The following is a 26,892-nucleotide window of genomic DNA, read 5'->3' as shown; positions in this document are numbered from 1 at the left end:
TCACGAAGCGCAGCAAGAAGCAGTCTGTTTTGCTGTTTCATCGCGAAATTGAACCTGCGAGTCGCATTTTATGCGAAATTTTAAAGATTGAACCTCTTCTAATGTAATACGCGTTTTGCTTGTAATAGCGCTCCGTATAGGTGAAAGCATAGGTTGATTTTTGCAAAATCGACTCTTGTATTAAGGGTTCGTGGTACGTTGATTTGTGACGCTTAGGAAAAGGTTATTTAACGAAATCGAATGTAAGCGCAACTGACTGATAAATATAAGTAATTTATGTACATAAGCAGCGTGTGGATTAAAAAATAGAGATGTCAGGCTGGCGGTTTGCACCCACGATTGTGGTGGGGAGAGCACAAGAACAAGGAATAACGCCATGCCAGAACGCATTCTCAACGCTGCTACCAAAATGTCTGACCTGACGACGGCCAAAGTCGGTGAAATTCAAAATGTCACCAAATTGGCCAAGATGCTGGCCATGAACGCCCTGATCGAAGCCGCCCGTGCCGGGGACGCGGGCCGCGGGTTTGCCGTGGTGGCCAACGAGGTCACCAATATTTCTCAGCAAATCACATCCATCGCGACCGAACTACAGGGGCTGTTTGCCGACGAAGCACATGATCTGCGCGCCACGGCCCAAACCGTGCGCGGATCGCGCTTGTCTGATCTTGCCTTGTATGTGATCGAATTGATCGACCGAAATCTTTATGAACGCAGCTGTGACGTGCGTTGGTGGGCCACCGACAGTGCCGTTGTCGATGGCTGCGTTAAGGTTGACGATCCCAAAGCCGTCACGTGGGCCTCAAAACGCCTTGGGGTCATTCTGGATTCCTACACCGTCTATCTGGATCTTTGGATTGCGGATCGTCACGGGCGGGTGATTGCCAATGGCCGACCGGATCGTTACGCCGTCGCAGGTCTAGATGTCAGCTCGGCTGGTTGGTTCCGACAGGCCATGGGCACCCATGACGGCGGCGAATATGCCGTTGCCGACATTGAAACCAATGAACAGCTTGGCGGTAAACAAGTCGCCACCTACGCAACCGCCGTTCGCGCAGGCGGTGAAGTTGACGGCGAAATCATCGGTGCAATGGGCATCTTCTTTGATTGGGAAGCTCAGGCAGATTCCGTCGTCCATTCGATTAATCTGCCGCCCGAAGAACTTGAACGCACAACCATCTTGATTGTGGATCGCGATAACAAAGTGATCGCGTCCTCGGATAAGAAAATCAAAAACGGCGAAGCCCTTTCGCTGCGTCTAAATGGGGCGGAGAAGGGATCCTACCTGCTTGATGATGACAGCATCGTTGCTTATGCGTTAACGCCCGGTTTTGAAACCTATAAGGGCCTTGGCTGGCGCGGTGTGATCATTCAGAAACCATCACAAAAAGACGCCGTGCAGGCCAATCGGCCGGGCGTCAATAAGGTCAATAAGAATGCCGGATTTGTAAAACGCCCACAGATGGCGCTTTAGGGCCGCTTGACATTCACAAAATGGGGGCGGGAAGCAATTCCCGCCCTTTTTTGCGTTTGGGCCACGCATATTGAGACCGACGGTTAAAGCCACCCCCCAGCACAGTCCCGCTCTCCAAAAACAGTGTGCGTCGCCGCTGCATTCGCGGTCGCACAACCGATCATTGTATCTATCGCGATTGGTTCGTGCTTGTCTAATCACCGCAAAGGAGATAGCGATATAGACAGATTATCGATAAATTGTTTTTGACAGCCCGGACACAGGGCGACGGAGGCTTGCGTGACGCTGATTTTGGCCAAGCTGGCAGTTTCGATTGGCGTGGTCCTTGGCCTGTCGGTTCTGGCCGAACGTGCCGGCCCACGCGTTGCCGGTGTTTTGGCCGGCTATCCTTTGGGAACGGCAATCTTGCTGTATTTCATAGGCATTGAGCAGGGCATCGAATTCGCCAGCAAAAGTGCGGTATATGCGCTGCCCGGGTTGATCGCGACCTTGTCGTTTCTTTATGCCTATTTTCTGGCATCACGGGTTTTGGGGACGCTTCCGGTCTTGCCGCAAATTCTGCTGTGCTCGCTGTCGGGCTTTGCTGCGTTTCTGGGCGTTTCTTGGCTGTTTCAGCTTGCCCAGATGTCGCTAACACAGGCGGCCTTGATCTTGCTGGTTGGCATTTTTGTCGCACTGGTGCTGTTTCGGAAAATCGAAAATCAAGTCATCTTAAACCGCGTTCGCCTGACCAAATCGGTTGTGCTGCTGCGTGCGGCGTTGGCTGCGGTCATCCTCCTTGTCATCAGTGGCCTTGCCGCCTGGATCGGGCCGCGCTGGGCGGGGCTGTTATCGGGCTTCCCGGTGACCTTGTATCCGATCATGCTGATCTTGCATTTTACCTATGGCACCGCACCCGTTCATACCTTGATCCGTAACTTCCCGCGCGGGATGGGCGCACTTTGGGTCTATGTCGTGACCGTGTCGCTGGCGTACCCGGTGATCGGGCTTACGCTTGGTACATTGGCGGCATTTGGCATCGCGACGGTGTATCTGATTGCTTATTCCACTTTCGTCTGGCTGCGGCGAAAGTCCGTGCAAGCACCGGGCTGATTTCATATGATCAGGGGATAAAACGATAATAATGGCCCAAAACGCGGCCATCTCAGGGGAGTTCAATCTGCATGCAGCAGGTACAGTCACTGGTCAGGGCGTTAAGCATCCTAAATGCGCTTGCCGAAAGCGACGATGGCATGACGCTGACCGAAATTGCGGGTCAGGTTAAATTACCTCCCTCAACCGTGCATCGCCTGCTGACCACCATGCAACATGAACGTTACGTCGCGTTTGATAGCGAACGCACCTTGTGGTTCGTCGGTGTTCAGGCCTTTAGTGTTGGAAACGCCTTCACCAAAAACCGCAATCTAAGCCAAATCGCCCGGCCTTATATGCGCGCCTTGATGGAAGACAGCGGCGAAACCGTCAATCTTGCGGTCGCCGACGGGGGGGAGGTCATTTTCCTGTCGCAAGTCGAATGCCGCAAAATGATGCGCGCCCTTGTTACGCCGGGGCGGCGTGCCTTGATGCATTGTTCCGGCGTGGGCAAGGCGTTACTTGCGTTTCTGCCCGACGAGGAACTTCTCGCCGTCATAGAAGCCCACGGCCTGCCAAAGGTCACAGAGCGTACCCTGACCACCAAAACAGCCCTTAAAAAGGATTTGGAACGTTCGCGTCAGCTTGGCTATGCCCTTGATGACGAAGAACACGCCGTTGGTCTGCGCTGTGTGGCGGGGGTGGTGCGTGATGAAACCGGAACGCCAATTGCCGCCTTGTCACTATCGGGGCCAGCAGCGCGCATTCCAAATGACCGGATTGAACAGTTTGGCCTGAAAATCAGGCGGGTCTGTGCCGATCTAAGCCGCGAATATGGCGGCATGCCAGTCTAGATGGTCAAAAACGTCCTTTTACCACGCGCGTGGCGGTGAAAGGACATGACTTTAAGGGCAGCATTACATGCCGGGGCACGAAACGCCGGTGCCACCAATTCCGCAATATCCATCCGGATTTTTATGCAGATATTGCTGATGGAAATCTTCGGCATAATAGAAGGTCGGGGCTGCGGTGATTTCAGTTGTGATATCTGAAAGCCCGGCTTTGCCAAGCGCGTCAAGATACTGTGCGCGCGACGTTTCGGCGGCTTCGGCCTGCGCATCATTCATCGTATAGATGGTTGAACGATACTGGGTGCCGATGTCATTGCCTTGGCGCATGCCCTGGGTCGGATCGTGGCTTTCCCAAAACACTTTCAACAGTGACGTATAGGAAACCACACTTGGATCAAACACCACCAAAACGACTTCGGCGTGGCCGGTCATACCGCCACATACCTCGCGATAGGTCGGGTTCTTGGTAAAACCACCGGCATAGCCAACAGCCGTGCTGTAAACGCCCGGAATTTTCCAGAACAACCGTTCAGCACCCCAGAAACATCCCATGCCAAATACCGCGGTCTCAAGACCATCGGGAAATGGGCCCTTGATCGGGTTTCCGGTCACAACATGACGGTCCGAAACCGGAATTTCTTCATCGCGGCCGGGCAGGGCCGTTTCGGCGGTCGGCATTTTCGATTTATCAGACATAAGCGCGGAAAGCATTTTCATCACCTGATCAAATTTTGTTTTCTGTTCTGCAATGTAGCTCACAGCGCGGCAATAGCAATTCCCCTGATGGTAAAATGTCTTTGAACGTTCTTTTGGAAACGGGACGTCCGCCAACCATAATTTGCCATGTTCCGCATCGCCCAACCGCGATACGATCTTTAAGGAAATCGATGGCCGAATGGATGGCGAAGCGGCTTAAACAGTTAAAATCGACGATTTTAATGATCGGCGGCATTCTGTGTCTTGTCATCGGGCTGGTGTTTTTGCCCTTGCCGCCGCCGTTTTTTGGCATGGTTTTTCTGGCTGCGGGAATTCCGATGTTGGCTGCTGGGTCAAAACGTACCCGACGCTTTATCCAATTCATGCGATGGCGCCATTATCGCCACAACGCCAAAGTCGAATACCTGATGGCCCGATTGCCGAAATTCCTTCGAAAACACGGACATCGCACCCGCCCGGACGTGTTGCTGCGTCTGCGCCGGAAAAATACATCCACACTGACAGTCCACACCGACGCAAAGTCCGCGATTGATCGTTAAGGGCCGTGGATTAAGGCGTTACCCGTCGGATCAGGCAATCAACACCTTGCGCTTTAAGTGTGCTGCATGCCTGACTGGCGTCGCTTTTGCCCGCATATTGTCCGGTCATCAAACGGAAAAACAGGCCCTTGCCATCAATCACAATGGTTGTGACCTCATGCGCGGCAGAACTCAGAACGCCGTTTGATCGTGACTGAAACTTGGGCCATGCGGCCTCCGCACGTTCCCGCGACCGATAGGCTGCAAGCTGCACGGTGTAGTAGGGCGCATTTGGCGCGACTGCTGCTGCTGCTTGGGGTGCGGGCTGCTGCGCGGGTGCGGCTGTTGCCACTGGCTCCGCTGTCGCTGCTTCTGGCGCGGCCTTCGATGCCATCGGCACTTCGATCATGGTCGTTGCTGGTGCGTCCTCATCAATTTCCAGCGTGCCTTGCTCGATGGGGCGGGAATTGGTTTGAACAACCACTCCGCTATGGTTCGTGCCTTCCTGCGATCCGGCAATGCTCGGTGCCGTCATCTCGTCGGCGGGTCCAGAATATCCTGACGGTGATGCGGGCTCAGGCTCGGCTGCCTTTGTTGCTTCTGGCGCGGCCTCAGTCGGGGTGGGGGCAGCGACAACCGCCTCGCTTGGCTTTGGCTCTGGAATGACCGGCTCTGCGACATTGGCGGCTTCTGATGGCGATGTTCCGCGCTTATCAACCGATGTCAGACGGGCTGTGTTTTCGCTAACCGGCATATCCATGCGTGGGCTGAACGACGTGCGGTCTTCTGGCTCCGCATCCACCACGCCACCTTGCTTGTAAAAATCAAGATTGCGTTTGACCTGCGGCGGGTTCGGAAGGTCGGGACCAGGGGCAACGGTCGCGGTCGCCACTGCGGTTTCGATTTCCTCAGAACGGGCAAATTGTGGTTTGCTGGTATCAAGGGCTGCCAGACGGCGCTGCGCCAAGCTGGTGATGCTGCCCGAAAGGTGAATGCCATGGCCGCAATCCAGATCAATTTTCACATCCGGCGATGACGCAGTCAGCCAGACATAAAGTCGGCGGGCATCTTCATAATCGCCGTCCAGATCATATGAAATCGCCTTAAGCAGATTATCTTGCGGCGTGGCATCAAGGGATATGGGCCGTGCATCGGGCGCGGCGGCTGCATTGTTTACTGCGGCGGGGACTGGGTCCTGATTGAAAAACAATCCGCAGGCCGCGCGATCAAGGGCGACGCGTTCGCCATCGGTCGTATCAGCTGGCATTTCCGAGGACGATGACCGTGTTTGATCGTCGCTGCCAAACCAGAAACCAGACATGTCAGATGAACTGCACCCCGCCAAAAGCGGGATAAGCGCTGCGATCGTCAACCAACCCTTTGTTCGCGATGATTTACCGACGGTTTCCGCAGACCTGATTTTCACACTTCACCTGATGATCACTGTAATTGCATATACGATTGTTTATTGCCCTTTGCGGGGAAAGGCAACTGTCGCAATCACTCGGTATACTGTCAAGCACCGCGCACGCAGTGTCGCGGATCGGTGAAAGGTGATGATACGGCAATAGTTGGGGGCAAAAGATCTAAGCAAAGCCAGGCTTACGGCGCGGGGGCGATTGGTTGCTTAGGTCCTGATGCTAATCAACAAGTGTGACGATAATGGCAATCAGAACGACCATCACAGTGGCCGCCATGACAAGGTAAGCAATGCTTTTGCTGGCTTTGTTTGCGACTTCGCGGCTCATCGGGCGGGGGGTGTTTGAATGGTCGGGTTTCCGGCGTGCGCCAGAACCGTGCGAACCACCTGATCGCGAAGTTTCCGCGACAAAGATTTTAACGACCTGCTTTTTATCTTTGCGAGTGGCGGAATCGTAATTGTTTTCAACAACGCGGACTTCGCTGTTTTTCTTATTGGTCAGCGCTTCTTTGGCGGTGTTAACCGCCGCATTGAAGTCTGGAACGGTTTCCAGCTCCCGCTCTTCTCCGGTCGTGCGGACACACACCACCGTAAAGCTTTTGCGCATGATTGCATCCGACATCGCTTAACCGTACTCCCTTTCCCGTAAGTCACCCATAAATGGCACTTATGGAAGAAGATGATAAGCTATCCTAACGAATAAATCTCATTACCGTTACGGTCCTAAGATGCTTGCAGCGGCTTGGATGTCGGATGCCTCATCGCGGCTTACTTGTCGATTTTCGACGCAAGCTCGGTATATTCTTCGCAAGACGTGCCGCAGACTTCCTTAAGCCGCGCCAGATTTTCACGCGCCATATCGGGCTTGCCGGTCTGAAGGAACAATTCCCCCTGATATTCAAGCGCGCCGACATGCTCCGGATCAATCATCAGGGCACGTTCGTAATTCTGTGCTGCACTGTCAAAATCACCGGTTTTACGCTGGCTATAGGCAAGATAGTTGAAAAGGTCGGCATTCTCGGGATTGTCTTTCAACATGCCCTTAATTTTGGTGATTGCTTCGTCGTATTTGCCACCATCGACCAGTTCGGAAACTTCTGAAAGGTCGGTATCATCCGAACTCCACGAGCTGCTATTGCCCATGGCCATTGCGCTTGTCGCCGTCATCGGCGCAGCAAACATCATAACCATCGCCGCCGTCATCATAATCTTCGGGGTTTTACCGCTAAAGGGCATCTTCGTACCTTTCCAGTTCGTCGTCATTTTTTAATGTCGTCGGTGGGACGCGACGTATTTCTGATGTATCATAGCTGTAGGTTTTACGAGATCACATGTTGGTGAAAATTGTGACATTTAAAGGGCGTGTGCGTTGGGTTTGATCGAAACACTTGCACTGGCAATCGGCGGTGCGTGGGCCAGCGGTATCAATCTTTATGGTACGGTTGTCGTGCTGGGGGTGATGGATAATTTCGGCCTGATCACGCTACCACCTGATTTGCAAATCCTGACATCGTGGTGGGTTTTGACCTTTGCGGTTCTGTTCTATCTGATCGAATTTATCGCCGATAAAATCCCGCTGGTCGACAGCGTGTGGGACGCCATCCATACCTTTATCCGCATTCCGGCCGGTGCGCTGTTGGCCGCTGGTGCCATAAGCGGCCTTGATACCGGCATGGGGGATGAATTCCAAACCATCCTCGCCCTTTTGGTCGGTGGCACGATCGCCGCCAGCAGCCATTTCGCCAAGGCCGGAAGCCGGGCCGCGATTAACACTTCTCCTGAACCGGTATCAAACAGTGCTGCCTCCGTGACCGAGGATGTCGCTGTCTTTGGCGCGCTTTATACGGTCGTGTTTCACCCGGTGGTGTTTTTCGTGCTGTTTGCGGTGTTTGTGTTGCTGTTGATTTGGTTGGTGCCGAAAATCTGGCGCTTTATCCGCGACGTGTTCGGCAATGCCCGCCATCCGGCTACGGCCTATCATCAGGCGCGTGCAGGCCAAAATGCAGCAACGCCAGATGGTTCGCGCCAAATTGATCTTTCCGGGGCAGGGGAACCCCAAAATCTGCCGCCCAGTGATCCGAAATAACAGTCTGTAAAGCGGCTGATAGATTCATAAATAACATAAAGAAAAAGCCCGCAAGAAATTGTTCCTGCGGGCTTTTTGTGATTGGTATCTTGGGGCAGATCAGAATTCTGCTTCGATCACGCGATCCCGAATTTCAGCAGCCATTTTTTCGGCAATTTCATCAATGCCAAACGTTTTCTGATGCTTGAACCCGATGCGGCGAACCGATGCGGTCTTTTCCTCGGCTTCGCGTTTGCCAAGGGCCAGGATCATCGGGATCTTTGCGTGGCTATGCTCACGGACCTTGTAGTTGATCTTTTCATTGCGGGTGTCGACTTCGACATTCAGCCCCTTGGCCGCAAGGGCGGCTTTGACTTCCTGTGCGTAGTCATCTGCTTCATTGGTAATGGTGCAGATCACCGCATGAACCGGCGACAGCCACAGCGGCAGACGACCGGCATAGTTTTCGATCAAGATACCGATGAAACGCTCAAGCGATCCCAAAATCGCGCGGTGCAACATGACCGGGCGATGTTTCTCGCCGTCTTCACCCATATAGGATGCGTCAAGACGTTCGGGCAGAACAAAGTCGGTCTGAAGCGTGCCACACTGCCAGTCACGGCCAATCGCATCGCGGAGAACAAATTCAAGTTTCGGCCCGTAAAACGCGCCTTCACCCGGATTAACTTCAAGCGCAAGACCCGCTTCTTCTGCCGCTTCACGAAGCGAAGATTCCGCCTTGTCCCAGATTTCGTCTGAACCCGCGCGGACTTCAGGACGGTCCGAGAATTTCACAAGAATGTCGGTAAAGCCGAAATCCTTATAAACCGATTTCAAAAGGTCACAGAAAATCTTGGTTTCTGAAACGATCTGGTCTTCGGTGCAGAAGATATGGGCGTCATCCTGAATGAACTGGCGCACGCGCATGATGCCATGCAGGCCGCCAGATGGTTCATTCCGGTGGCAGCAGCCAAATTCTGCCATACGCAGCGGCAAATCACGGTATGATTTGCTGCCCAGACGGAAAATCTGAACGTGGCATGGGCAGTTCATCGGCTTAAGCGCCAGAACCTTTTCGGGATCATCTTCATCCGGGGTGGTGGTGAACATGTTCTCGCGGAACTTTTCCCAGTGACCGGATTTTTCCCAAAGCACACGGTCCACAAGCTGTGGTGTGCGGACTTCCTGATACCCGCCCGCATCAAGGCGTTCACGGATATAGGTTTCGACCTTACGATACAGTTTCAGGCCTTTGTCATGCCAGAAAACAGACCCTTGGGCTTCTTCTTGCATATGGAACAGGTCCATCTCGCGGCCAAGGCGACGGTGATCGCGTTTCTCGGCTTCTTCGAGCATATGCAGATATGCATCAAGGTCTTCTTTGCTTTCCCACGCCGTGCCGTAAATACGCTGCAGCATTTCATTATCGGAATTGCCACGCCAATAGGCACCGGCAACCTTCATCAGTTTGAAGGCCTTTCCGATTTTACCCGTCGACGGCGCATGCGGGCCACGGCAAAGGTCAATGAAATCGCCTTGGCGATAACAGGTAATGGTTTCCGTTTCCGGCAGATCGCGGATGATCTCGGCTTTATATTTCTCGCCTTTTTCAAGGAAGAATTTGATCGCTTCATCGCGGTCCCAGACTTCGCGCACAATCGGTTCATTGCGCTCGATAATCTTGTGCATCTGCTTTTCGATCTTCACCAGATCGTCGGGCGTGAACGGGGTTTCGCGGGCGAAATCGTAATAAAAGCCGTTTTCGATGGACGGGCCAATCGTGACCTGCGTATCGGGATAAAGTTCCTGAACGGCTTCGGCCATCACATGCGCGCAATCGTGACGGATCAGGGGCAGAACCTCTTGATGCCCCTTGGTCACGATTTCGATAGTCGCATCGGTGTCGATCTCACGCGCAAGGTCGCGCACTTCGCCGTTGACGATGATGGCGAATGATTTTTTCGCCAGTGAAGAACTGATGCTTTTTGCGACATCGAAACCCGATACGGGACCGTCGAATTCGCGTACGGCGCCATCGGGAAGGGTCAGGGCAATCATGGTTGGCTCAACTCTGTTTTAACTGCGGGCACATAAGTGAATTGCACATTCTCGAACCCGCATGTTTATGCGGGCACAATGCACAAGAAAAGGAATTTCAGGATGAGGTCAAGTTCGCTCTTTGAAAAAAGCGATATTCGGGGCAGCAAAAAGCGCTGTAACACCATCATGGCGCACAGGGGTTGCTTTAAAGATCAACTTTTTGTCGGCTTGGCCGTGCATTGATGCTTTCCCGTTTCGTGATCCGCCAATATAACAGGTGAAACGCACATCGCAATATCCAAGACAAGATTTAATGCAACTTGCGATCCATGCGCTAACCCGTTGCGGGCGATGTCCTTATTGGCAAAGCAGATGCGGGGTTTAAACCGATAAAATAACGGCGCGTCACCACCGCCAAAAGGGAGCCCCACATGTCCAGCCCGGAAGTTCGCCGGAACATCATTGTCCTAAGCTTATGCGTGGCCCTGTCGGCCAGCGCCATGTCGCTGATTTTCACCGTCGCTGCCGTCATTGGCTTTTCACTTGCCAGCGACAAGTCGCTTTCGACCTTGCCTGTGGCCTGCATGATGATTGCCATGATGGCAATGACCGCCCCCTCGGCGGTTGTGATGGCCAAGTTTGGCCGTCGGTTCGGGTTCTGGATGGGATCGGCCATTGCGATGATGGGCGCTGTTTCGGGCATGGGGTCGGTCTATTACGGTAATTTTTGGCTTCTCTGTGCCGCCTGTGCCTGCATCGGGGCGGGTAACGCCATTGCCATGCAGTACCGCTTTGCCGCGGCCGAGGCAGCCCCGCCTGAATTTCGCGCCCGTGCGATTTCTTACACCATGCTGGGCGGCTTGTTATCGGCCTTTATCGGGCCGAATTTGGCAAGCTTTGCGCGCAACTGGTTTGAAACCGTGCCGTTCTTGGGCACCTTTGTTGCCTTGATCGGGCTTCAGGTTTTGTTGGTGATCGCCATTGGTCAGCTGCGTCTGCCTGATGCGCGCGGGGTCGAGCATGTCGAACCGGCGCGTGCCCTTAAAACAGTGTTGGGGCAGCCGGCCATCATCATTGCCATCTTTGCCGGCGCCCTTGGCTATGCGGTGATGAGTTTTGTTATGACTGCAACCCCGCTTGCGATCCTTGATTGTAATTACGCCTTTGGCGATGCCGCCTTTATCATTCAGTGGCATGTGGTCGGCATGTATGCGCCGGGCTTCTTTACCGGCAATCTGATCAAACGGTTTGGCGCGCTTAGGATTATCCAAGTCGGTGCGGTCCTGAATTTCATCTGCTTGGCGGTTGGCTTGGCCGGGCAGGATCTGTTGGGCAATTTCTGGGTGGCGTTGATGATCCTCGGTGTGGCGTGGAACTTCATGTTTGTCGGCGCGACCACCTTCCTGACCGAAAATTACCGCCCGTCGGAACAGGCGCGCGTGCAGGCCGTCAATGAGTTCGTGGTCTTTGGCACCGTTGCGGTCGGGTCGCTTAGTGCCGGCAGCATCTATGCCGCGTCCGGCTGGATCACGCTGCTCTATAGTGCGGCGGTGCCGGTTGGTTTGGTCTTGCTGGTGGTATCCGTCTATTCCCTGCGCCGCCGACGTCAGGTCGCCTAAGATCATCCCAAAACAACCCAAAACAACAAAGGGCCGCATGTGCGGCCCTTTTTTCGTTGTGGTCTGAATGCTGCCCTCAGTGATGCCCGGTCAGGATATCTAGCGCATGGGATCGAAATTCGCGATTATACAGCACCAGCGTCACCCAAGTCGCACAGACGATAAAGGCCACCGGATGGTAAAACCATGCCAAGGCCGACAGCGCAAAGAAATAGGCGCGAATACCGCGGTTAAAGTGATGGGCCGACATCATGCTCATGCGCGATGCCCGGGCTGCCGCACGCGCCGCATCCGGGTCACTTTCATCCGGGGCGGCACCAATCAGGATCGACAAATAGTTCGACAGGCGAAACGCCCAGGTGAACTTAAAGAACGCATAGATGAAAATCACAATCAGCAACACGACCTTGCATTCCCACACCGCCGGGCTTGTAACCTCGGCATAGGGCAGGGCGGACATGGTTTCGATGGCCTTGTCGGTATAGCCCAGCAACGCCATCAAACCGATCAACACCAGAATGGTCGTCGACGAGAAAAAGCTGATACCGTTAATCAGGTTGCCCGCAATCGATGTATCGACCATGCGCATATTGCGTTTAAGCATCTGCTCCATCCAGCGATGGCGATTGCGCGCCATATGGGCCGAAATCGAATTGCGCTTGCGCGGGCCTGCATCAGCAAAAAGCGTATATCCAATCCACCAGGCAAACGCCCAACAAAGTGCAACAACATCAAGAATGATAAATTCGGGCATAGTTTGGTCCGTCTGTGGTCCGTGCAATGATGTATCGTGACGTTACGTTACGTGTCTTTAAGGGGCGCGTTGGGCTGCATCCTACTGACTTCTTATTGATCTTAGCAATCTTCTTTGCCGCGCATTGTGTGGCATCTTAATGTGGGCATTGTAATCGGCACAGCCAAACAAACCGCCCCAAACAGAACCAAACAGAACCAAACAGAACCAAACCGACCCAAATCGGGGCCAACGGAATGTGCAATCTGCATAGCTGATGGCTATATCGCCAGTTCGGGTTGAGTTTTCCCGCAATCCAGAGTATCAGCAGCGCAAATTTTCATTGGAGAGTGACATGAGCGAACTCGAGAACGATCTTGGCGAAGACATTGATTTCGATGATTTCGAATCTCATACCGAAAAACTGCTGACAGAGGGCCGCACCAAGGACGATCTGTTCGAGTTTGTCGGCTTTATGAACATCAACGAAGTCGGCACCCACATGATCGCTGCTGAGATGGTGCTGGACGAAGACGCCATCGACCAAATGAGCCGCGATCTGCGCAAGCTTGAGCTTGACCTGTCGCCGCTTGGCGAGCTTACCGGCGGCCTTAAGGGCGGCGAAGATGTCAAACGCGCACTGGGTGCCCTGTTCCTGGAGCTGGTTGAGCTGTGCGAACTTGATGCCGATGACGAAGACGCCGGCGAGCTTTCCGAAGAAGCTCTGTTGTTGCTGAACTTCATCAAACGCTTCAATCCGCAGATGCGCCGTCTGACGGTCGCCCTGACCGACACCGACGATGATGACGTGTCGTGCGAATACGAAGTCACCAACTGGTAACAGCGCCAAGCCAACGCTTGCCGTTTGGCCGAAATATATGTACGCAAAAAGGCAGGGGATCAAACCTCTGCCTTTTTCTGTTTCGGAGCCAAGATTTTGCCCGCGCAAATGACACCAAACCACATGCCATCTGACCAAAACCTTCTTGATGCGACCAACCGCTTTCAATCCTATCTGGATCGTCACGCACGCGGCCAAGAACCGATGGCAGACGCTGTGAACTTGCGGAAATGGTTGGTCGATCATGCCGATGATTTTGGCGCGGTGATGGAATGTGATTTGAAAACCTGCGCAAAAATCGTCTATGATTTTTCAAAGGATGGCGATGTCGTCATCGGCGATAAAAGCGACCCAGCCCACCAAACCGACATCATGTGGCAGCAGCTTGCAAACGCCAACGCGCCGGTCGGCATCGGGCGCTACCGCGAAGATCGGGTCTGCTATCAATCCGAACAGTTTAAAAATGACGGCGAAGCCCGCAGCCAGCATCTGGGCATTGATCTGTTTGCGCCGGCGGGCACCCCGGTTTTTGCCCCACTTGATGGCATCGTGCACAGCTTTGCGGACAACAACCTGCATCTGGATTACGGCCCGACCATCATATTGCAACATTCGCCCGAACCGGGCATCACGTTCTTCACGCTATATGGCCACCTTAGCAAAGAATCGCTTGATGGCCTGCATCCGGGCAAGGCCTTTAACAAAGGCGATCTTGTCTGCCGGTTTGGCGATTTTCCGATCAATGGCGACTGGATCCCGCATCTGCATTTTCAGATCATTTTTGACATGCTGGGCCGCGAAGGCGATTTCTTTGGCGCGGCCAAACCATCCCAGTGGGACATCTGGAGCAGCATTTGCCCCAACCCCAACCTGATCTTGCAGATGCCCGAAAATGTCGAAGCCAGCCGGGAAGGGGCCTAAGCCATGCAACCGCGTTTAAAGGCCGGGCTTTGGGTGCGCGGGCAAATTGCGATTTGCCAGTCGGCCTCGATCATCGCCATGATCGCCCATATGGGCAACGAAGACGCAGGCGCGGTGCTGGTTAAGCTCAACCGTTTTGCCGATGGGTGTTTTGTCTATTCGAGGGTCACGACCCTTGATGGCGATACCGGCTGGATGCAGGTCGCTGGCGGCCCGGATGGTGGCCGCGAAACCGAATTTAACTGCGATGAATATTGGCGAAAACAGGTCGCCTTTGACCGCGATATCTGGGTGCTCGAAATCGAAGATCACAAAAGCCAATATGAACTCGATGCGCCAATCGTCGATTTCTAAAACCGGTTTTTAAAGCCGCTGAGATGCATTGCGACCCAATAAAAAAAGGCTGGCACCATTGCGCCAGCCTTTTATCGTCTTTTGCGTCTGAACGCGTCGCCTTAGGCGGTGCGCTGCAGAATGTGATAACCGAAATCGGTTTCCACAACGTCAGACGTCTCGCCAACTTCCATGCTGAAAGCAGCGGCATCAAATTCCGGAACCATCATACCACGGCCAAAGAAGCCAAGATCGCCACCCTGTTGACCAGACGGGCAATCGGAATTGGCTTTGGCCAGCTCAGCGAAATCAGCACCTTTGGCAACCTGGTCTTTAAGGCTGTTGATTTCGGTCTGTGCTTCTTCTTTGGTACGGGTGGCGGTCGACCGTGCCGAACCGGCATACATCAGAAGAATATGCGACGCGCGAACTTGTTCACTCATAATGGGTCCTTTCTCCGCCAATGGCTTGCTTTTGGCGGTTTTTCTGCAAGATTAGAAACTATGGATAAAGCCAAGGGTCCAAAACCATGTACATGTGTATAGGCCTGTACATGGGCTTGAACCCTAGACATTGCCCATGCCTTGTGGCTTGTTACGACAAATTGAACCGAGATGAAAGAGAAGAGGCAGATATATGCTTGCTGTTGTGTCCCCGGCAAAGAAACTGGATTTCGAAACAGACGCACCAGAAATGGCGGTTTCCCAACCTGTGTTTCTTGATGACACGCAGGAGCTGATTGAAGTTGCGCGCAAAAAAAGCCGCAGCGACCTCATGAAGCTGATGGGAATCAGTGAAAATCTGGCAGATCTGAATTATCAGCGTTTCCAGCATTTTTCTGTGCCGTTCGATCGCACAAACGCCAAACCGGCAATGTTTGCGTTTCGCGGTGATACCTATGTTGGGCTTGATGCCGACACCATGAAACCCAAAGACATCGAATGGGCCGAAGATCATTTTCGCATGCTGTCGGGCCTGTATGGCCTGCTGGGCCCGCGCGATTTGATGCAGCCGTATCGTCTTGAAATGGGCACGCGCCTGTCAAATGATCGCGGCAAGGATCTGTATGCGTTCTGGGGCGATAAAATCGCCCAACAGATCAATACCCTGACCAAGGGCCACAAAGACCGCAGCCTGATCAATCTGGCGTCGAACGAATATTTCAAATCGGTCAAAAAAGACGTCCTTGATGGTCCGATCATCACCCCGGTCTTTAAAGAAGTCAAAGCAGGGGTGGCCAAGGTGATTGGTTTCTCGGCCAAGCGTGCGCGCGGCATGATGGCGCGCTACATGATTGATAACCGTCTTGAAAACCCACAAGACCTTAAAAAGTTCGATACCGATGGCTATCGCTATCAGGATGATCTTTCCACCGATACCGAGTGGGTCTTTACCCGCGTTCATGATTGATAAAAATCTGATCGCGCTTTAACAGACACATTATCTAAAACGACTGGCAACAAATTCGGTGACAGACATGACCGACGAGCATCTTGAACAGCTCGAGGAAGAAAACGATTTACCCGAAGCCCATCCTTTTTCGGGGTATCTGCGGACTTTCTTTCGGGGGCCGGGCCGTTCACGCAGCCTGACCCGCGATGAGGCCTTTGACGCCTTTTCAATGATCCTGCGCGATGAGGTTGAACCCATCCAGCTTGGCGCGTTCTTGCTGATGCTGCGCTATCGTGCCGAAACGCCCGAAGAACTGGCAGGCATGATTGATGCGGTACGCAAAGCCGCCCGCCTCGATGGCGAGGAAGAAACCGACACCGAAGGCCAGCCAATGCTTGATTGGCCGTCTTATGCGGCGGGCCGATCGCGTGGTTTGCCGTGGTTTGTGCTCTCGGCCCATCTTTTGTCGCAAAATGGCGTGCCGGTTTTGATGCACGGCTATAATTCGCATCTGGCAAATGGTGTCGGCACCGAGGCCGCGGTCAAGGCCATGAAACTGCCCGTGGCCATGTCCGCCGAAGAAGCCCGTTCTGACATCGCGTCAAACGGCTTTGCCTATCTTCCGCTGCGTCATATGCATCCCAAATTGCGCGAACTGATCGGGTTGCGCTCACTTTTGGGCTTGCGCAGTCCGGTAAATACCTTGCTGCGACTTCTTAACCCGCTTCAGGCCCGCTCGGCCTTTTTGGGGGTGTTTCATCCGGCCTTTTTGGACGTGCATCGCGAAACCGGCAAATTGCTTGATCTGCCGCGCATTGGCGTGATCAAGGGCGGCGGCGGCGAAGCCGAACGCACCCCGTTCAAACATGTCGATCTGCGCATGCTGGTCGATGGCGAATTGTCAGACGTGCGCTGGCCGGCACTGTTGCCCCGCACCGAAAAAGAACAAGAAGAACAAAGCCCCGTTACCTTGGCGCATTTTCTTGCTGTTTGGCGCGGCGAGGTCGAAGACGCCGCTGCCATCGCCCGGATCAAGGGCAGTGCGGCCATGGGCGCGTTTCTGGCGGGCAAAGCCGACTATATGGACGAGGCGGAAACACTCATCGAAGGCTGGTGGGACAACCGCAACAAGGAAGTCGGCTAAGCCGATCCAAGCGTAACCAGCCATCACCATCCTATGGCCTTGCCAAATCAAAGAAAAAGGGACGCTTTGCGTCCCTTTTTGCATGCCTAAAATGACGAATTCGGTTCTTTTAAAAACGCAATTTCTTCGGGCGTTGATGTTCGGCCCAGTATGTCATTTCGGTGTGGGTAGCGGCCAAATCGGTCGATGATCCGCTTATGCTTGATTTCAAATTCAAGGTTATTTTCAAGTCCGGGCTGATCAAAAAGCTCCATCGCGATCTCGTGGATCAGCTCTGATTCCGAATGCATATAGGGCATATATAAAAACGCCCGTTCTTCACTTTTCAAAAGCTTTTTATCCGCTCCGGCCGCCACGGCTTCTTGCGCAAGGGCAAGCGACATCGGATCGTTTTCAAATGCCGCGGGGCTGTCGCGGAACATGTTTCGCGAAAACTGATCAAGCACAATGATCTCGGCTAGGCGTCCCTTGGCGGTCGTGCGCCAGCCATAAAATTCCCCGGCACGGGCGGCGGTATGGAAATCTGAAAACCGTTCTGTGATGTGCCGATCAAGCGACTCATCTTTTTCAAACCATTGCTTTTGACCGAGTTCCTTAAACCAGAACTTTAAAACGTCTTCCGGGTTCATATCCCACGCATTCCTTGTTTTGCACCCGTGTGAACGGGGGGTGTTCTCCGACCGTGTCGGCGTCAATGGTGGCAATCTTAATCTTGGCATCCCCGAACGTCGAGGGGGCTGTCACTGTTCCCATGCTGGTATGACGAAATATCGAAACGTATGAATGGTAATGGTTGACACCCCAACACCGCCGATGGATTATGGCGCTGTCTTTGGTGTCGGTCCTTATCAGATCGACTTAAAAGGGAACGTGGTGCGTTTCGGGTCAAACCCCTGACAATGCCACGGCTGCCCCCGCAACTGTAAGCGGTCTTGAATATTACACATGCCACTGGTTTTGGCCGGGAAGGCGTAATGTTCTTAAAACCGTAAGCCAGGAGACCTGCCTTAGACCGCCAGCCGCATATCGGCCGGTGCCAAACTGTTGGACGCCGGGGTGAGCGTCAGGTTGCAGGGGAATGCGGTTTCTTGATCGATCCCGGTATCTGCTTCCAGCCATCCTATCGTTCTCTGACCCTGTGTGTTTGGGCAATGCCCGCGCACGTCGTTTAAGGAAGAGACGATACCATGTTTAAAATACCAAAAAGGCTTGCTGTTGCAGCCGTCTGTAGTTTGTTGGCTTCTGGATCTGCGCAGGCGCATTTTCAGTTGGCCTATACGCCCGATGTCAATGTCAGCAAGGCGGGCGATCAGACGGTTAAACTGATCTTTTGGCATCCGTTTGAAAACGGACATGTCATGGATATGGCTCCGCCACGTGAATTTTATGCCATTCATCGCGGCGAAAAAATGGATTTGAAATCAACGCTTTCGCCGATTGTGTTCAACGGCGCTGAGAATAGTGGTAAGGCCTTTGAAGGCACCCTGACGCTTAAACGCAGTGGCGATTACGTCATGGTGGTCGTGCCTGAACCTTACTATGAACAAAGCGAAGATATCTATATCCAGCAGATCACCAAATCGTACGTTAACCGCAATGAAATCCCGACCGATTGGATGGAACCGCAGGGGCTGAAAACTGAAATTCTGCCGCTCAACCGTCCGACCAATATTGTAACTGGTTCGACCTTTACCGGTCGGGTTTTGACCGATGGCAAACCGGCCGCCGGGATTGAAATTGAAATCGAATATATGGCCGCCGAACCGGATATGGCCAAAAACGCACCGCAACAGCCGACCGCATCGCCGATGCCCGGTGGCGCGCTTGTCGCGGTGTCTGATGACAACGGCTACTTTACGTTTGGCATTCCTAAGGCCGGTTTTTGGGGCTTTGCTGCGCTTGGCAGCGGTCCTGATACTGAATATGAAGGCAAAGAACTGTCACAGGACGCCGTCCTTTGGGTGCGCGCCTATGATCTGGGTGTAGGAACAGAATAATGCATATCGTCGACGGGGCACTGGCCCCAGAAGTTTTGATTGGTGGTGGGGTTATTGCGGTCGCGGGGCTTGGCCTTGGTCTGCGCAAACTGCCAATCGATAAAATTCCGGCAACCGGTGTCCTGTCGGCAACATTCTTTGTTGCATCCCTTATCCATGTGCCCGTCGGGCCGACAAGTGTGCATCTGATCATGAGTGGCCTTGCCGGTCTTGTGCTGGGCTGGGCGGCGTTTCCGGCCTTGTTTGTCGGCCTGCTGCTTCAGGCGGTCTTCTTTGGCTTTGGCGGCTTGACGGTGTTGGGGGTCAACACCGTCAATATCGCCATGCCGGCGGTGCTGATTGGTTTGACCTTCCGCGGTTTGGTCGCGCGAAGCACGCCCAAAGTCGCCGCCATCTGGGGCGGCATTGCCGGGGCGGCATCAATTGCGGTCACAACCATTTTTGTCGCGATTTCATTGGGCCTCAGCGGCGAGGGGTTCATACCCGCCGCCAAGCTGGTATTCTTTGCCCATATCCCGATCATGATCATCGAAGGCCTGATTTCAGCCGCTGCCGTTTTCCTGATTTGCAAAGCCAAACCAGAATTGCTGCGCACGGATACGGCCGATATTGCCCATGAACCGGCATTTGACGCGCCTGCTTCCCCTCAAACCGCAACAACCGCGCACGAGGCCAGCAATGGCTAAGCTTGGGGCCTTCTTTGCACTGGCAGTTCTTTTGCTCGGTGCGGTGTGCGGACCGGCCCAGGCGCACAAGGTCATCGCATCGGTGTTCGCCAGCGGCACAAATATCGAAGGCGAAATTGGCTTTTCGAACGGCGATATGGCCGCCAACACCCTTGTCCAAGTCTTTGACGAGGACGGCACCAAACTTGGCGAGGCAAAAACAGACGAAGATGGTTTCTTCGTCTATCCCCCAACCAAGATGGTCAATCATGTGTTTCGCGCCGATCTTGGGGCGGGCCATATTGCCAAGGTCGTTTTCGACATTTCCGAAATGTCCTCAGTCTTGACCAATCCTCAAACCACACAGCCAGCCACACCGAAAACTGACAACGGTGCTGTTGCAGGCGATGTAAATGCAACCCCCTCGATGACTGAGACTGAGCAGGGGGCAGAAACAAGCTCAGCACCAAGCACAGGACACGTGGCCCTGACCGCGCAAGAAGAAGCCACGATTGCCGCCATCGTGCGCGACGAAGTGCGCCCGCTGCGTCGCGAAATTGCCGCCTATAAGGAAAAGAACGATCTTCAATCGATTCTTGGGGCGATTGGCTATATATTTGGCTTCTTCGGGATTGCGTTTTACATCGCAGCACGTCGTCTAAGAGCCAAAGATAAACACGCATGAGCCACCTTTTCGGGCATGACCAACCACTGGGCGCACAGGCAAGCAGCGGCACCGCGCCGTCTTTTGTCGGATCATTTGATCCGCGTGTGCGCGTGGTTGCGGCAGGCCTGTTTGCCATCATGGTGGTGGCTTTGCATCAGGTGGAATTTGCTTTTGGCGCGTTTCTTGTCGCCTTTGGCACTGTCTTTCTGACCGACCTCCCGCTGCGTTTGACCTTAAAACGCATGGCGGCGATGGATGGGTTTATCATCGTGATGCTGGTGATGTTGCCCTTTACAACACCCGGCACCCCGATGTTTTCCCTGTTTGGTGCCGATGCCAGCAAAGAAGGCCTGATGCATGCGGTTTTGATCGGGGTGCGGGCCAATGCGGTCGTCTTGATGATGCTGTGTTTGCTCTCTGGCCTGTCGCCGGTGGCCTTGGGCCATACGCTATATCGTTTAAAATGCCCGGCGGCGTTGGTGCATTTGATGATGTTTACCGTGCGCTATATTTCGGTGCTGCATGATGAATATCACCGTCTGCGCATGGCGATGAAGCTGCGCGGGTTTCGCGCCCGCAATACGTTTCATACCTATCGCTCGTTTGGCTATCTTTTCGGGATGCTGCTTGTACGCTCGCTTGAACGGGCCGAACGCGTGCTTGATGCGATGAAATGCCGTGGTTTTAGTGGCCATTTCCCGATGATTGATCATTTGGAATTTAAATCGCGCGACGTCCTGTTTGGCGTCGGCTTTGTTGCACTTATTTTCGCCTTTGTCCTTTTGGATCGCATGTATGTCTTCGCTTATTGACCTCAACGACATTTCGTATGGCTACCGATCCGGGCAAAAGGTCCTTGATCGCGTGAACCTGTCCCTAAATGCCGACGAACGCCTGTTTATCACCGGGCCAAACGGGGCCGGGAAAAGTACGCTTTTGCGCATTTTGGTTGGCCTGATCAAACCGCATTCCGGACGTGTATCTGCTTTTGGCAAGGTCTGCGTCTCCGAGGCGGATTTTCACGAATTGCGCTGCCGGGTCGGCTTCATTGTTCAGGACCCTGATGATCAGCTATTTTGTCCAACCGTGGTCGAAGACATCGCCTTTGGCCCGCTTAATCTTGGTGCCAGCCGGGACGAAGCCTTGGCCATCGTGGACGAGGTGCTTGATCAACTCCATCTGCGCCATTTGCGTGATCGCATCACCCATGAACTCTCGGGCGGTGAAAAACGCTTGGTCTCGGTCGCTGCTGTTTTGGCAATGCGCCCGGATGTTTTGCTGCTCGATGAACCAACCAACGCGCTTGACGAAGAAAACCTCGAACGCCTCGAAGACATCTTGCTCGGCCTGCCACAGGCCATGATCCTGATTTCCCACGATCCGCATTTCCGGCGCAAACTCGCCACCCGCACACTTGAATTGCGCGGCGGCATCTTATCGACGCGCCCGGCCAAAAAATGCAGTGCCGCGGAACGCGCCAAGGCCGAGGTGATGGAAGCCAACCCTGATGCAAACGCTCCGGACAACGCCGATGCCAGCGCCAGCGCCAGCGTAAAGTCCTCTGCCAATCCGGGGGCGGTTCCAAAACCCAATACCAGACCCGACATCAGCCCGGTCGCCGGACAAGCATGACCAGCATCCTCATTTAACGGTTTAAGCCATGTCACCGTTTTCCGTTTCAGCCTTTCGCCATCTCTTCGGCGCACAGATCACATCCTTGGTCGGGACGGGGCTGACAACGGTTGCGCTGTCGCTTTTGGCTTATGATCTGGCCGGGCAGAATGCCGGTCTGGTGCTGGGTTCTGTGCTGACCTTTAAAATGGTCGCTTATCTTCTGATCGCCCCCGTTGCCGGTGGTCTGGCCCATCGCGTACCACGCCGGATTTATCTGGTGGCATTGGATGTTGTGCGCGCGGCGATCGTCTTGTGTTTGCCATTTGTTGACCAAATCTGGCAGATTTTCGTGTTGGTGTTTGTCATCAATGCTGCGTCGGCGGCTTTTACCCCGGTGTTTCAGGCGATCATTCCCGAACTGCTCGACGATGAAGAAACTTACACCAAGGGCCTTTCATATGCCCGGTTTGCCTATGATCTTGAAAACCTTGCCAGCCCGGCCTTGGCCGCGGTTTTGCTGTTTGTCTGGCAATTTGACAGCTTGTTCTTGGTTAACGGCGTAACGTTTCTGCTCTCAGCCATCCTGATCGTGACCGCCACCATTCCAAAACCTGCCCAAACTGATCGGGTGGGCGGGATTTATGAAAACACGCTGTTTGGGGTCGTGGCCTATCTTAAAACGCCGCGCCTGCGTGGGCTGTTGGCGGTTTATTTCGCGGTGTCATGTGTTGGCGCCATGATCATCGTCAACACGGTTGTCCTCACCCAGTCGGTCTTGGGCGGCAGTGACATGATGACAACCGCCTTTCTGGCCTGTGCCGGGGCAGGGTCCATGATCGCCGCCTTCCTAATCCCCCGGATCATTGACCGCCTCGGCGAACGCCGCTTGATGCTCTCAGGTGTCTTCCTCGCCGCTTTGGCGATGCTGATCGGCGGCACGGCATCCATGACCGAGCTTGGCCCACATGTGGACTTAAACGGCGTCACCAGCCAAAACCAAAGTTTCGACCTAAAACACGCTTCTAATCGCAATGTACGTTCCGACCACAATCTCGTTTCTGACCTCAACGAACACCCAAACACCAACCAAGACCACGCTGCCACCTTGGGATCAGCACGGGAGATTGCCCAAGGTCAGCCCGCCGCCTCGCACCTACAACTGGCATTAGATCACGCGGCCGAAGCATATCTAAAACCCTCATCCGATCACCCCGAAACCGCATCCCAAAACGCAGAATCGGTTTCCCCCACTGCCGCATCCCAAAAATCGCCATCTGATCATCCAGCGCCCGCATACCTAAAACCGGTATCGGATCGCACTGCATTCACGGACGCAAAATCCGCGCTCTATCGGCCCGCTGCCGCATCGCAAAACGCCGCACCGGACCACACCGCTGCGCCATTCCTAAAACCCGGACCGGATCGCACTGGGACCGAGGACCAAACATCCACATTGGATCAAACCGACGCTGCACACCAAAACGCCGCATCGGATTATCACGCTGCCACATACCTAACGCCCGGATCGGACCGCGCTGAGGCCGCAGACCAAACATCCACATTGGACCAAGCCAAAGCTGCCTCCAGCAACGCCGCATCGGATTATCCCGCTACCACATACCCAACACCCGGGTCGGATCGCGCTGAGGAAGCAGACCAAACATCTGCATTGGATCAACTCAAAGAAGCACGCCCAAAAACCGCATCGGGTCGCAGCCAGAACGTCTTAAGCGTGCTGTTTTATGCTGCCCTTTGGGCCATTGCCGGCGCGGGGACGACATTTGCCCAAACCCCGGGCGGTCGGCTCGTGCAACGCTCTGCTGCCCCGGGCGACAGATCGGCGTTCTTTGCCGCCAATTTCGCGCTATCGCACGGCGGCTGGCTTGTAGCCTATGCTGTGGTGGGTTGGGTCGGTGGCTTGCTTGATCTATCCGTGGCCTTTTGGGTATCGGGCGGCTTGGCCCTGTTCGGCGGTGCTTTGGCCCTGCGCGCGTGGCCTGCGAACGATCCAACGGTCATTCATCACAGCCACCCGGGATTTTGGCACGACCACCCGCACGATCACACCGACCCGCACCACAGCCACGGTCATGTCGATCCTGATGCTGATGCTGATGCTGATGCTGATGGCCGTGCCCCCGACAGCACACATGCGACCGCACATACTCTTAATGCCCCGCATCAAGAATCATCGGCAATATCCACCGCCAAAGCCGCAGATCACGCCCACGACCATGCAACCGACGATCCACGCCATCGCCACAAGCATTTCCATCCCCCCGTGACCCATCAGCACCGTTTCGTTATCGACAGCCACCACAGCCGATGGCCCGTCGAAAGCGGCGATCAGGTCTAGCTCTAACAAGCCCGCAATCGGTAAAAACGATAGCGGATCAGCTCCCAAACACAGGCAGCTCGCAAAAGTCTGCGTCAGACCCAAAAGATGCTCCCACCACCAAAGCTGTGCCGCACCCAAATTCATCTGACAGATTCCTCTGAACCACCCCATCTGAAAACCGATGATCACAACTACGATGCCTGCTGCGTCGATCACGGTTCACAATCGGATTTTAACCGACGATTTCATCGGCACATTTTGCATTTTTCGGTTTTGCGCTATCGTGCGAGCAAAATCAGAGGCTTTTGCGCGGAAAAGGATATTGTATGAGGATTGTATATGTGTCGCCAAACGCGCAGGAATGCTGGATTGATGCAGCCCTGCGTCCGACAAAAAGCCTTCAGCAGGCCGTCTGCGAAAGCATGCCCGGTGACCTGATCCGTCTTATTGCCGGTGATTACACCCTTTGCGCGCCATTGGTATTCCCGCGCATTGGCTGCGAAGACGCGCCGATCATTCTGCGGGGTGAAACCGGGGTGCGGGTCACATCGAATAATAACCCCGATTATTCAGTTTCAGCGAATAATCCCGGCCGCGATCGTTTCGCATCTTTTCAGTTGATCAATGTCGCTCATATCCGGATTGAAAACCTGTCGATCAGCCGGTCGTGGCCAAGTGCGATTTATATCGAAAACAGCCATGCTCTTTCCTTTGCCGGGCTAGATATCACCGACGGCACCTATGCATTCTATGCAACAGGTATGGCGACCCAAGCCATTGAAATCACGCAATGTCGTTGGGTGCAGGATGAAACCATGTGGCGGGGCATTCGGTGGGATGACATCCATGACGGCGACCGTCACCCGGATGGAAAGGCACCGTTTCGATATCTGAATGGCGCGTTTTTCGGCGCCGATGACATCAGCGGAAATGTCCTGATTGCGCGCAATGATATTCGCGATTGCTATAACGGTATTCGCATGGATGTCTCATCGGAGAATCTAAGCGCCCCCATCGGCACATTTAACCGAGACGTCCGAATTTTTGATAATAGTTTCAGCTATATACGCGATAATCCGGTCGAGCCAGAAGCAACCGCTGTTGGCTGGTGGATCGGGCGAAACCGGTTTTATAACTGCCACAAGCTGTTCTCGCAGGATGGGGTGCGTGGCGGTTTTTGGTACTATTTTGGTAATATCTGCTGGTTCGATAGCCGCCCAGGACCAGAAGGCGATGAGTATAATGGTGGGGCTGTGTTTAAGCTGGGCAAGGGCGGCTCAGTGCCGCAGCCAGACTTTGTTTCCGCCTGTTTTCACAACAGCTTTTTCCTGCGTCAGAAATACATCAAAAAGGGTACCACACGCGGCCTGATCAATGCGCGTAACGCAATCGAACACGCCGATCCATCGACATTGCCAACTGACTTTATGCCAGCAGATCAGCCGTTTTTCGGGGATGCAGATGGCTTGCGCCTGTCGGCAGTACCGCCTTTACCCGTTACATTTTCCGGCGATCTGGCAAATCATCCGACCTATCCCGCCGTTTTTGATCGCTATCCAGACGTGCTTCACGATCCACGGCCGGCGCAAACACCGTTGTTCGAGAGCGGCTTAGCCGGGCGGTTTAACCTGCGCAGCGCCTATCAGGTGCCTTATGAGGCGGATTTTGCGATCCCGATGCCAGATGGGACGGTTTGGACAAGCCCGGCAGACCGTTGGCCCGGTGCAATCACCAGCGGACGGCAATTTATGGGGCCAGATTTTGTGCCGACGGATTTGGACTACATTCGAAGTCTGATTTAAAAACACCAATGTTTTGATGCGGGTAGGGCATGGGTAGGTGGTTTTACGACGTTGTCGTCAGCTTGCGATAGGGATGGTTTATGGTGACGTTAGCGTAAATATATTGACTGACCTGTCTGAATGTTGCGATGGTGCGATATCGCATTTAACAAACAAGAAAAATCATGAACGATAAACTTTACAGTATTACCGAGCTGGCCGAAGAGTTCGACATCACCCCGCGCGCAATCCGTTTTTACGAAACCAAGGGTCTTTTGGCACCCCAGCGTGCCGGTGCGACGCGTGTGTATAATTACCGTGATCGTGCGCGCTTGATGCTTGTGTTGCGCGGAAAACGCCTTGGGTTTTCACTAGAAGACATCAAGGAATATATCGACCTTTATGACGCGGATCGTACCCGAACCGAACAGCTTGCGCACTTAATGCTGGTTGGTCGCCGTCGCATTTCCGAGTTGGAACAACAGCTTGAAGACGTGCAAACGACCCTTGGTGAATTGCGCCAGATCGAAAGCGAAGCAGTTCAGACGCTGAACGAAAAGGGCATCGATCCGGAAAAGGCACTGGCCGATATCCGCAGCAAGTTGGTGTCTTAGAAAGCCAAGCCTGCAAAACGGCATCCTCGCGCCCGTGATAAAACATAATACGCAAAAAGCCCGGCAGGATTGCCGGG

General features: G+C 54.0%; 27 protein-coding genes and 1 riboswitch. Of the genes, 18 read left to right on the top strand and 9 right to left on the bottom strand.

The features are described 5' to 3' along the window. Positions 1–376: 376 nt before the first annotated feature. From HCZ99_RS12305 to HCZ99_RS12295, 3 genes are all read left to right on the top strand, one after another. The gene (locus HCZ99_RS12305; protein WP_167447260.1) at positions 377–1,474 is read left to right on the top strand and encodes a methyl-accepting chemotaxis protein; all 1,098 of its coding nucleotides are present in this window, start codon (positions 377–379) and stop codon (positions 1,472–1,474) included. Positions 1,475–1,753: 279 nt separating this feature from the next. Next, positions 1,754–2,566 carry a hypothetical protein gene (locus HCZ99_RS12300; RefSeq protein ID WP_167447259.1) on the top strand — a complete coding sequence of 271 codons (813 nt, stop codon included), beginning with the start codon at positions 1,754–1,756 and terminating at the stop codon, positions 2,564–2,566. A gap of 71 nt (positions 2,567–2,637) precedes the next feature. Next, on the top strand, positions 2,638–3,399 hold the full coding sequence (locus HCZ99_RS12295; RefSeq protein WP_167447258.1) for an IclR family transcriptional regulator: 762 nt from the start codon (positions 2,638–2,640) through the stop codon (positions 3,397–3,399). A gap of 63 nt (positions 3,400–3,462) precedes the next feature. Here HCZ99_RS12295 and msrA read toward each other — a convergent pair whose 3' ends face one another. The 5 genes from msrA to HCZ99_RS12270 form a co-directional block, all read right to left on the bottom strand. Beyond that, positions 3,463–4,107, bottom strand: a complete 645-nt coding sequence (gene msrA, locus HCZ99_RS12290) for a peptide-methionine (S)-S-oxide reductase MsrA (protein WP_167447257.1) — start codon at positions 4,105–4,107, stop codon at positions 3,463–3,465. Positions 4,108–4,120: 13 nt separating this feature from the next. Continuing rightward, on the bottom strand, positions 4,121–4,477 hold the full coding sequence (locus tag HCZ99_RS12285; protein ID WP_167447256.1) for a hypothetical protein: 357 nt from the start codon (positions 4,475–4,477) through the stop codon (positions 4,121–4,123). Positions 4,478–4,662: 185 nt separating this feature from the next. Beyond that, the gene (locus HCZ99_RS12280; protein ID WP_167447255.1) at positions 4,663–5,952 is read right to left on the bottom strand and encodes an SPOR domain-containing protein; all 1,290 of its coding nucleotides are present in this window, start codon (positions 5,950–5,952) and stop codon (positions 4,663–4,665) included. A gap of 319 nt (positions 5,953–6,271) precedes the next feature. Then, on the bottom strand, positions 6,272–6,673 hold the full coding sequence (locus HCZ99_RS12275) for a hypothetical protein (RefSeq protein WP_167447254.1): 402 nt from the start codon (positions 6,671–6,673) through the stop codon (positions 6,272–6,274). A gap of 146 nt (positions 6,674–6,819) precedes the next feature. After that, positions 6,820–7,314 (bottom strand): tetratricopeptide repeat protein, encoded by a 495-nt coding sequence (locus HCZ99_RS12270; RefSeq protein WP_254869587.1) that lies wholly within the window; start codon positions 7,312–7,314, stop codon positions 6,820–6,822. A 106-nt stretch (positions 7,315–7,420) separates the two neighbouring features. Between HCZ99_RS12270 and HCZ99_RS12265 the strand changes: the two genes are divergently transcribed. Then, on the top strand, positions 7,421–8,137 hold the full coding sequence (locus HCZ99_RS12265; RefSeq protein ID WP_167447253.1) for a DUF4126 domain-containing protein: 717 nt from the start codon (positions 7,421–7,423) through the stop codon (positions 8,135–8,137). Between the two features lie 99 nt (positions 8,138–8,236). On the opposite strand, the gene thrS is transcribed toward HCZ99_RS12265, so the two are convergent. Beyond that, positions 8,237–10,174, bottom strand: coding sequence for a threonine--tRNA ligase (thrS, locus tag HCZ99_RS12260; RefSeq protein WP_167447252.1), 1,938 nt, complete (start codon positions 10,172–10,174; stop codon positions 8,237–8,239). 413 nt (positions 10,175–10,587) lie between these two features. On the opposite strand from thrS, the gene HCZ99_RS12255 reads away from it, so the two are divergent. Next, positions 10,588–11,775, top strand: coding sequence for an MFS transporter (locus tag HCZ99_RS12255; RefSeq protein WP_167447251.1), 1,188 nt, complete (start codon positions 10,588–10,590; stop codon positions 11,773–11,775). A gap of 76 nt (positions 11,776–11,851) precedes the next feature. Here the strand turns inward: HCZ99_RS12255 and HCZ99_RS12250 are convergent, their stop codons facing one another. Continuing rightward, positions 11,852–12,529, bottom strand: a complete 678-nt coding sequence (locus HCZ99_RS12250; RefSeq protein WP_167447250.1) for a DUF599 domain-containing protein — start codon at positions 12,527–12,529, stop codon at positions 11,852–11,854. A gap of 334 nt (positions 12,530–12,863) precedes the next feature. Between HCZ99_RS12250 and HCZ99_RS12245 the strand changes: the two genes are divergently transcribed. The 3 genes from HCZ99_RS12245 to HCZ99_RS12235 all read left to right on the top strand — a co-directional run bounded on the left by HCZ99_RS12245 (position 12,864) and on the right by HCZ99_RS12235 (position 14,624). After that, entirely contained in the window at positions 12,864–13,349 is a 486-nt protein-coding gene (locus HCZ99_RS12245) for a hypothetical protein (RefSeq protein ID WP_167447249.1), read from the top strand. Positions 13,350–13,472: 123 nt separating this feature from the next. Then, the gene (locus tag HCZ99_RS12240) at positions 13,473–14,270 is read left to right on the top strand and encodes a peptidoglycan DD-metalloendopeptidase family protein (protein WP_167447248.1); all 798 of its coding nucleotides are present in this window, start codon (positions 13,473–13,475) and stop codon (positions 14,268–14,270) included. Between the two features lie 3 nt (positions 14,271–14,273). Further along, complete coding sequence (locus tag HCZ99_RS12235; RefSeq protein WP_167447247.1) at positions 14,274–14,624, top strand: DUF1491 family protein; 351 nt, start codon at positions 14,274–14,276, stop codon at positions 14,622–14,624. Between the two features lie 101 nt (positions 14,625–14,725). Here HCZ99_RS12235 and HCZ99_RS12230 read toward each other — a convergent pair whose 3' ends face one another. Next, entirely contained in the window at positions 14,726–15,046 is a 321-nt protein-coding gene (locus HCZ99_RS12230) for a peptidylprolyl isomerase (RefSeq protein WP_167447246.1), read from the bottom strand. A gap of 193 nt (positions 15,047–15,239) precedes the next feature. Between HCZ99_RS12230 and yaaA the strand changes: the two genes are divergently transcribed. Next, complete coding sequence (yaaA, locus tag HCZ99_RS12225; RefSeq protein WP_167447245.1) at positions 15,240–16,013, top strand: peroxide stress protein YaaA; 774 nt, start codon at positions 15,240–15,242, stop codon at positions 16,011–16,013. 67 nt (positions 16,014–16,080) lie between these two features. Beyond that, the gene (locus tag HCZ99_RS12220) at positions 16,081–17,139 is read left to right on the top strand and encodes a glycosyl transferase family protein (RefSeq protein ID WP_167447244.1); all 1,059 of its coding nucleotides are present in this window, start codon (positions 16,081–16,083) and stop codon (positions 17,137–17,139) included. Positions 17,140–17,225: 86 nt separating this feature from the next. On the opposite strand, the gene HCZ99_RS12215 is transcribed toward HCZ99_RS12220, so the two are convergent. Beyond that, positions 17,226–17,768 carry a DUF924 family protein gene (locus tag HCZ99_RS12215; protein ID WP_167447243.1) on the bottom strand — a complete coding sequence of 181 codons (543 nt, stop codon included), beginning with the start codon at positions 17,766–17,768 and terminating at the stop codon, positions 17,226–17,228. A gap of 187 nt (positions 17,769–17,955) precedes the next feature. Then, positions 17,956–18,163, top strand: a riboswitch (cobalamin riboswitch). Positions 18,164–18,326: 163 nt separating this feature from the next. Here HCZ99_RS12215 and HCZ99_RS12210 point away from each other — a divergent pair. The 8 genes from HCZ99_RS12210 to HCZ99_RS12175 all read left to right on the top strand — a co-directional run bounded on the left by HCZ99_RS12210 (position 18,327) and on the right by HCZ99_RS12175 (position 26,815). Beyond that, entirely contained in the window at positions 18,327–19,136 is an 810-nt protein-coding gene (locus tag HCZ99_RS12210) for a DUF4198 domain-containing protein (RefSeq protein ID WP_167447242.1), read from the top strand. Next, positions 19,136–19,822, top strand: a complete 687-nt coding sequence (cbiM, locus tag HCZ99_RS12205) for a cobalt transporter CbiM (protein WP_167447241.1) — start codon at positions 19,136–19,138, stop codon at positions 19,820–19,822. The genes HCZ99_RS12210 and cbiM overlap by 1 nt, the downstream gene beginning before the upstream one ends. Continuing rightward, the gene (locus HCZ99_RS12200) at positions 19,815–20,486 is read left to right on the top strand and encodes a cobalt ABC transporter permease (protein WP_167447240.1); all 672 of its coding nucleotides are present in this window, start codon (positions 19,815–19,817) and stop codon (positions 20,484–20,486) included. Before cbiM ends, HCZ99_RS12200 begins: the two co-directional genes overlap by 8 nt. Then, on the top strand, positions 20,483–21,280 hold the full coding sequence (cbiQ, locus tag HCZ99_RS12195; RefSeq protein WP_167447239.1) for a cobalt ECF transporter T component CbiQ: 798 nt from the start codon (positions 20,483–20,485) through the stop codon (positions 21,278–21,280). Before HCZ99_RS12200 ends, cbiQ begins: the two co-directional genes overlap by 4 nt. Then, positions 21,264–22,100 (top strand): energy-coupling factor ABC transporter ATP-binding protein, encoded by an 837-nt coding sequence (locus HCZ99_RS12190; RefSeq protein WP_167447238.1) that lies wholly within the window; start codon positions 21,264–21,266, stop codon positions 22,098–22,100. Before cbiQ ends, HCZ99_RS12190 begins: the two co-directional genes overlap by 17 nt. Positions 22,101–22,128: 28 nt before the next feature. Continuing rightward, positions 22,129–24,438 carry an MFS transporter gene (locus HCZ99_RS20705; protein WP_254869586.1) on the top strand — a complete coding sequence of 770 codons (2,310 nt, stop codon included), beginning with the start codon at positions 22,129–22,131 and terminating at the stop codon, positions 24,436–24,438. A gap of 308 nt (positions 24,439–24,746) precedes the next feature. Further along, positions 24,747–26,222, top strand: a complete 1,476-nt coding sequence (locus HCZ99_RS12180) for a right-handed parallel beta-helix repeat-containing protein (RefSeq protein WP_167447237.1) — start codon at positions 24,747–24,749, stop codon at positions 26,220–26,222. A 164-nt stretch (positions 26,223–26,386) separates the two neighbouring features. Then, the gene (locus HCZ99_RS12175; protein ID WP_167447236.1) at positions 26,387–26,815 is read left to right on the top strand and encodes a MerR family transcriptional regulator; all 429 of its coding nucleotides are present in this window, start codon (positions 26,387–26,389) and stop codon (positions 26,813–26,815) included. Positions 26,816–26,892 lie beyond the last annotated feature (77 nt).

It is taken from the genome of Thalassospira lucentensis (assembly GCF_011806425.1).
In the GTDB taxonomy this organism is placed as follows: domain Bacteria; phylum Pseudomonadota; class Alphaproteobacteria; order Rhodospirillales; family Thalassospiraceae; genus Thalassospira; species Thalassospira lucentensis_B.
The sequence above is the reverse complement of the archived record's forward strand: the minus strand, read 5'-3'. Positions and strand labels throughout refer to the sequence as shown.

Excerpts from the sequence above, each read along its gene's own strand:
- HCZ99_RS12305 (WP_167447260.1), top strand. The coding sequence starts at position 377 with ATGCCAGAACGCATTCTCAACGCTGCTACCAAAATGTCTGACCTGACG.
- HCZ99_RS12295 (WP_167447258.1), top strand. The coding sequence starts at position 2,638 with ATGCAGCAGGTACAGTCACTGGTCAGGGCGTTAAGCATCCTAAATGCG.
- msrA (WP_167447257.1), bottom strand. The coding sequence starts at position 4,107 with ATGCTTTCCGCGCTTATGTCTGATAAATCGAAAATGCCGACCGCCGAA.
- HCZ99_RS12285 (WP_167447256.1), bottom strand. The coding sequence starts at position 4,477 with ATGAATTGGATAAAGCGTCGGGTACGTTTTGACCCAGCAGCCAACATC.
- HCZ99_RS12280 (WP_167447255.1), bottom strand. The coding sequence starts at position 5,952 with ATGTCTGGTTTCTGGTTTGGCAGCGACGATCAAACACGGTCATCGTCC.
- HCZ99_RS12275 (WP_167447254.1), bottom strand. The coding sequence starts at position 6,673 with ATGTCGGATGCAATCATGCGCAAAAGCTTTACGGTGGTGTGTGTCCGC.
- HCZ99_RS12270 (WP_254869587.1), bottom strand. The coding sequence starts at position 7,314 with ATGACGACGAACTGGAAAGGTACGAAGATGCCCTTTAGCGGTAAAACC.
- thrS (WP_167447252.1), bottom strand. The coding sequence starts at position 10,174 with ATGATTGCCCTGACCCTTCCCGATGGCGCCGTACGCGAATTCGACGGT.
- HCZ99_RS12255 (WP_167447251.1), top strand. The coding sequence starts at position 10,588 with ATGTCCAGCCCGGAAGTTCGCCGGAACATCATTGTCCTAAGCTTATGC.
- HCZ99_RS12250 (WP_167447250.1), bottom strand. The coding sequence starts at position 12,529 with ATGCCCGAATTTATCATTCTTGATGTTGTTGCACTTTGTTGGGCGTTT.
- HCZ99_RS12245 (WP_167447249.1), top strand. The coding sequence starts at position 12,864 with ATGAGCGAACTCGAGAACGATCTTGGCGAAGACATTGATTTCGATGAT.
- HCZ99_RS12240 (WP_167447248.1), top strand. The coding sequence starts at position 13,473 with ATGCCATCTGACCAAAACCTTCTTGATGCGACCAACCGCTTTCAATCC.
- HCZ99_RS12235 (WP_167447247.1), top strand. The coding sequence starts at position 14,274 with ATGCAACCGCGTTTAAAGGCCGGGCTTTGGGTGCGCGGGCAAATTGCG.
- HCZ99_RS12230 (WP_167447246.1), bottom strand. The coding sequence starts at position 15,046 with ATGAGTGAACAAGTTCGCGCGTCGCATATTCTTCTGATGTATGCCGGT.
- yaaA (WP_167447245.1), top strand. The coding sequence starts at position 15,240 with ATGCTTGCTGTTGTGTCCCCGGCAAAGAAACTGGATTTCGAAACAGAC.
- HCZ99_RS12220 (WP_167447244.1), top strand. The coding sequence starts at position 16,081 with ATGACCGACGAGCATCTTGAACAGCTCGAGGAAGAAAACGATTTACCC.
- HCZ99_RS12215 (WP_167447243.1), bottom strand. The coding sequence starts at position 17,768 with ATGAACCCGGAAGACGTTTTAAAGTTCTGGTTTAAGGAACTCGGTCAA.
- HCZ99_RS12210 (WP_167447242.1), top strand. The coding sequence starts at position 18,327 with ATGTTTAAAATACCAAAAAGGCTTGCTGTTGCAGCCGTCTGTAGTTTG.
- cbiM (WP_167447241.1), top strand. The coding sequence starts at position 19,136 with ATGCATATCGTCGACGGGGCACTGGCCCCAGAAGTTTTGATTGGTGGT.
- HCZ99_RS12200 (WP_167447240.1), top strand. The coding sequence starts at position 19,815 with ATGGCTAAGCTTGGGGCCTTCTTTGCACTGGCAGTTCTTTTGCTCGGT.
- cbiQ (WP_167447239.1), top strand. The coding sequence starts at position 20,483 with ATGAGCCACCTTTTCGGGCATGACCAACCACTGGGCGCACAGGCAAGC.
- HCZ99_RS12190 (WP_167447238.1), top strand. The coding sequence starts at position 21,264 with ATGTCTTCGCTTATTGACCTCAACGACATTTCGTATGGCTACCGATCC.
- HCZ99_RS20705 (WP_254869586.1), top strand. The coding sequence starts at position 22,129 with ATGTCACCGTTTTCCGTTTCAGCCTTTCGCCATCTCTTCGGCGCACAG.
- HCZ99_RS12180 (WP_167447237.1), top strand. The coding sequence starts at position 24,747 with ATGAGGATTGTATATGTGTCGCCAAACGCGCAGGAATGCTGGATTGAT.
- HCZ99_RS12175 (WP_167447236.1), top strand. The coding sequence starts at position 26,387 with ATGAACGATAAACTTTACAGTATTACCGAGCTGGCCGAAGAGTTCGAC.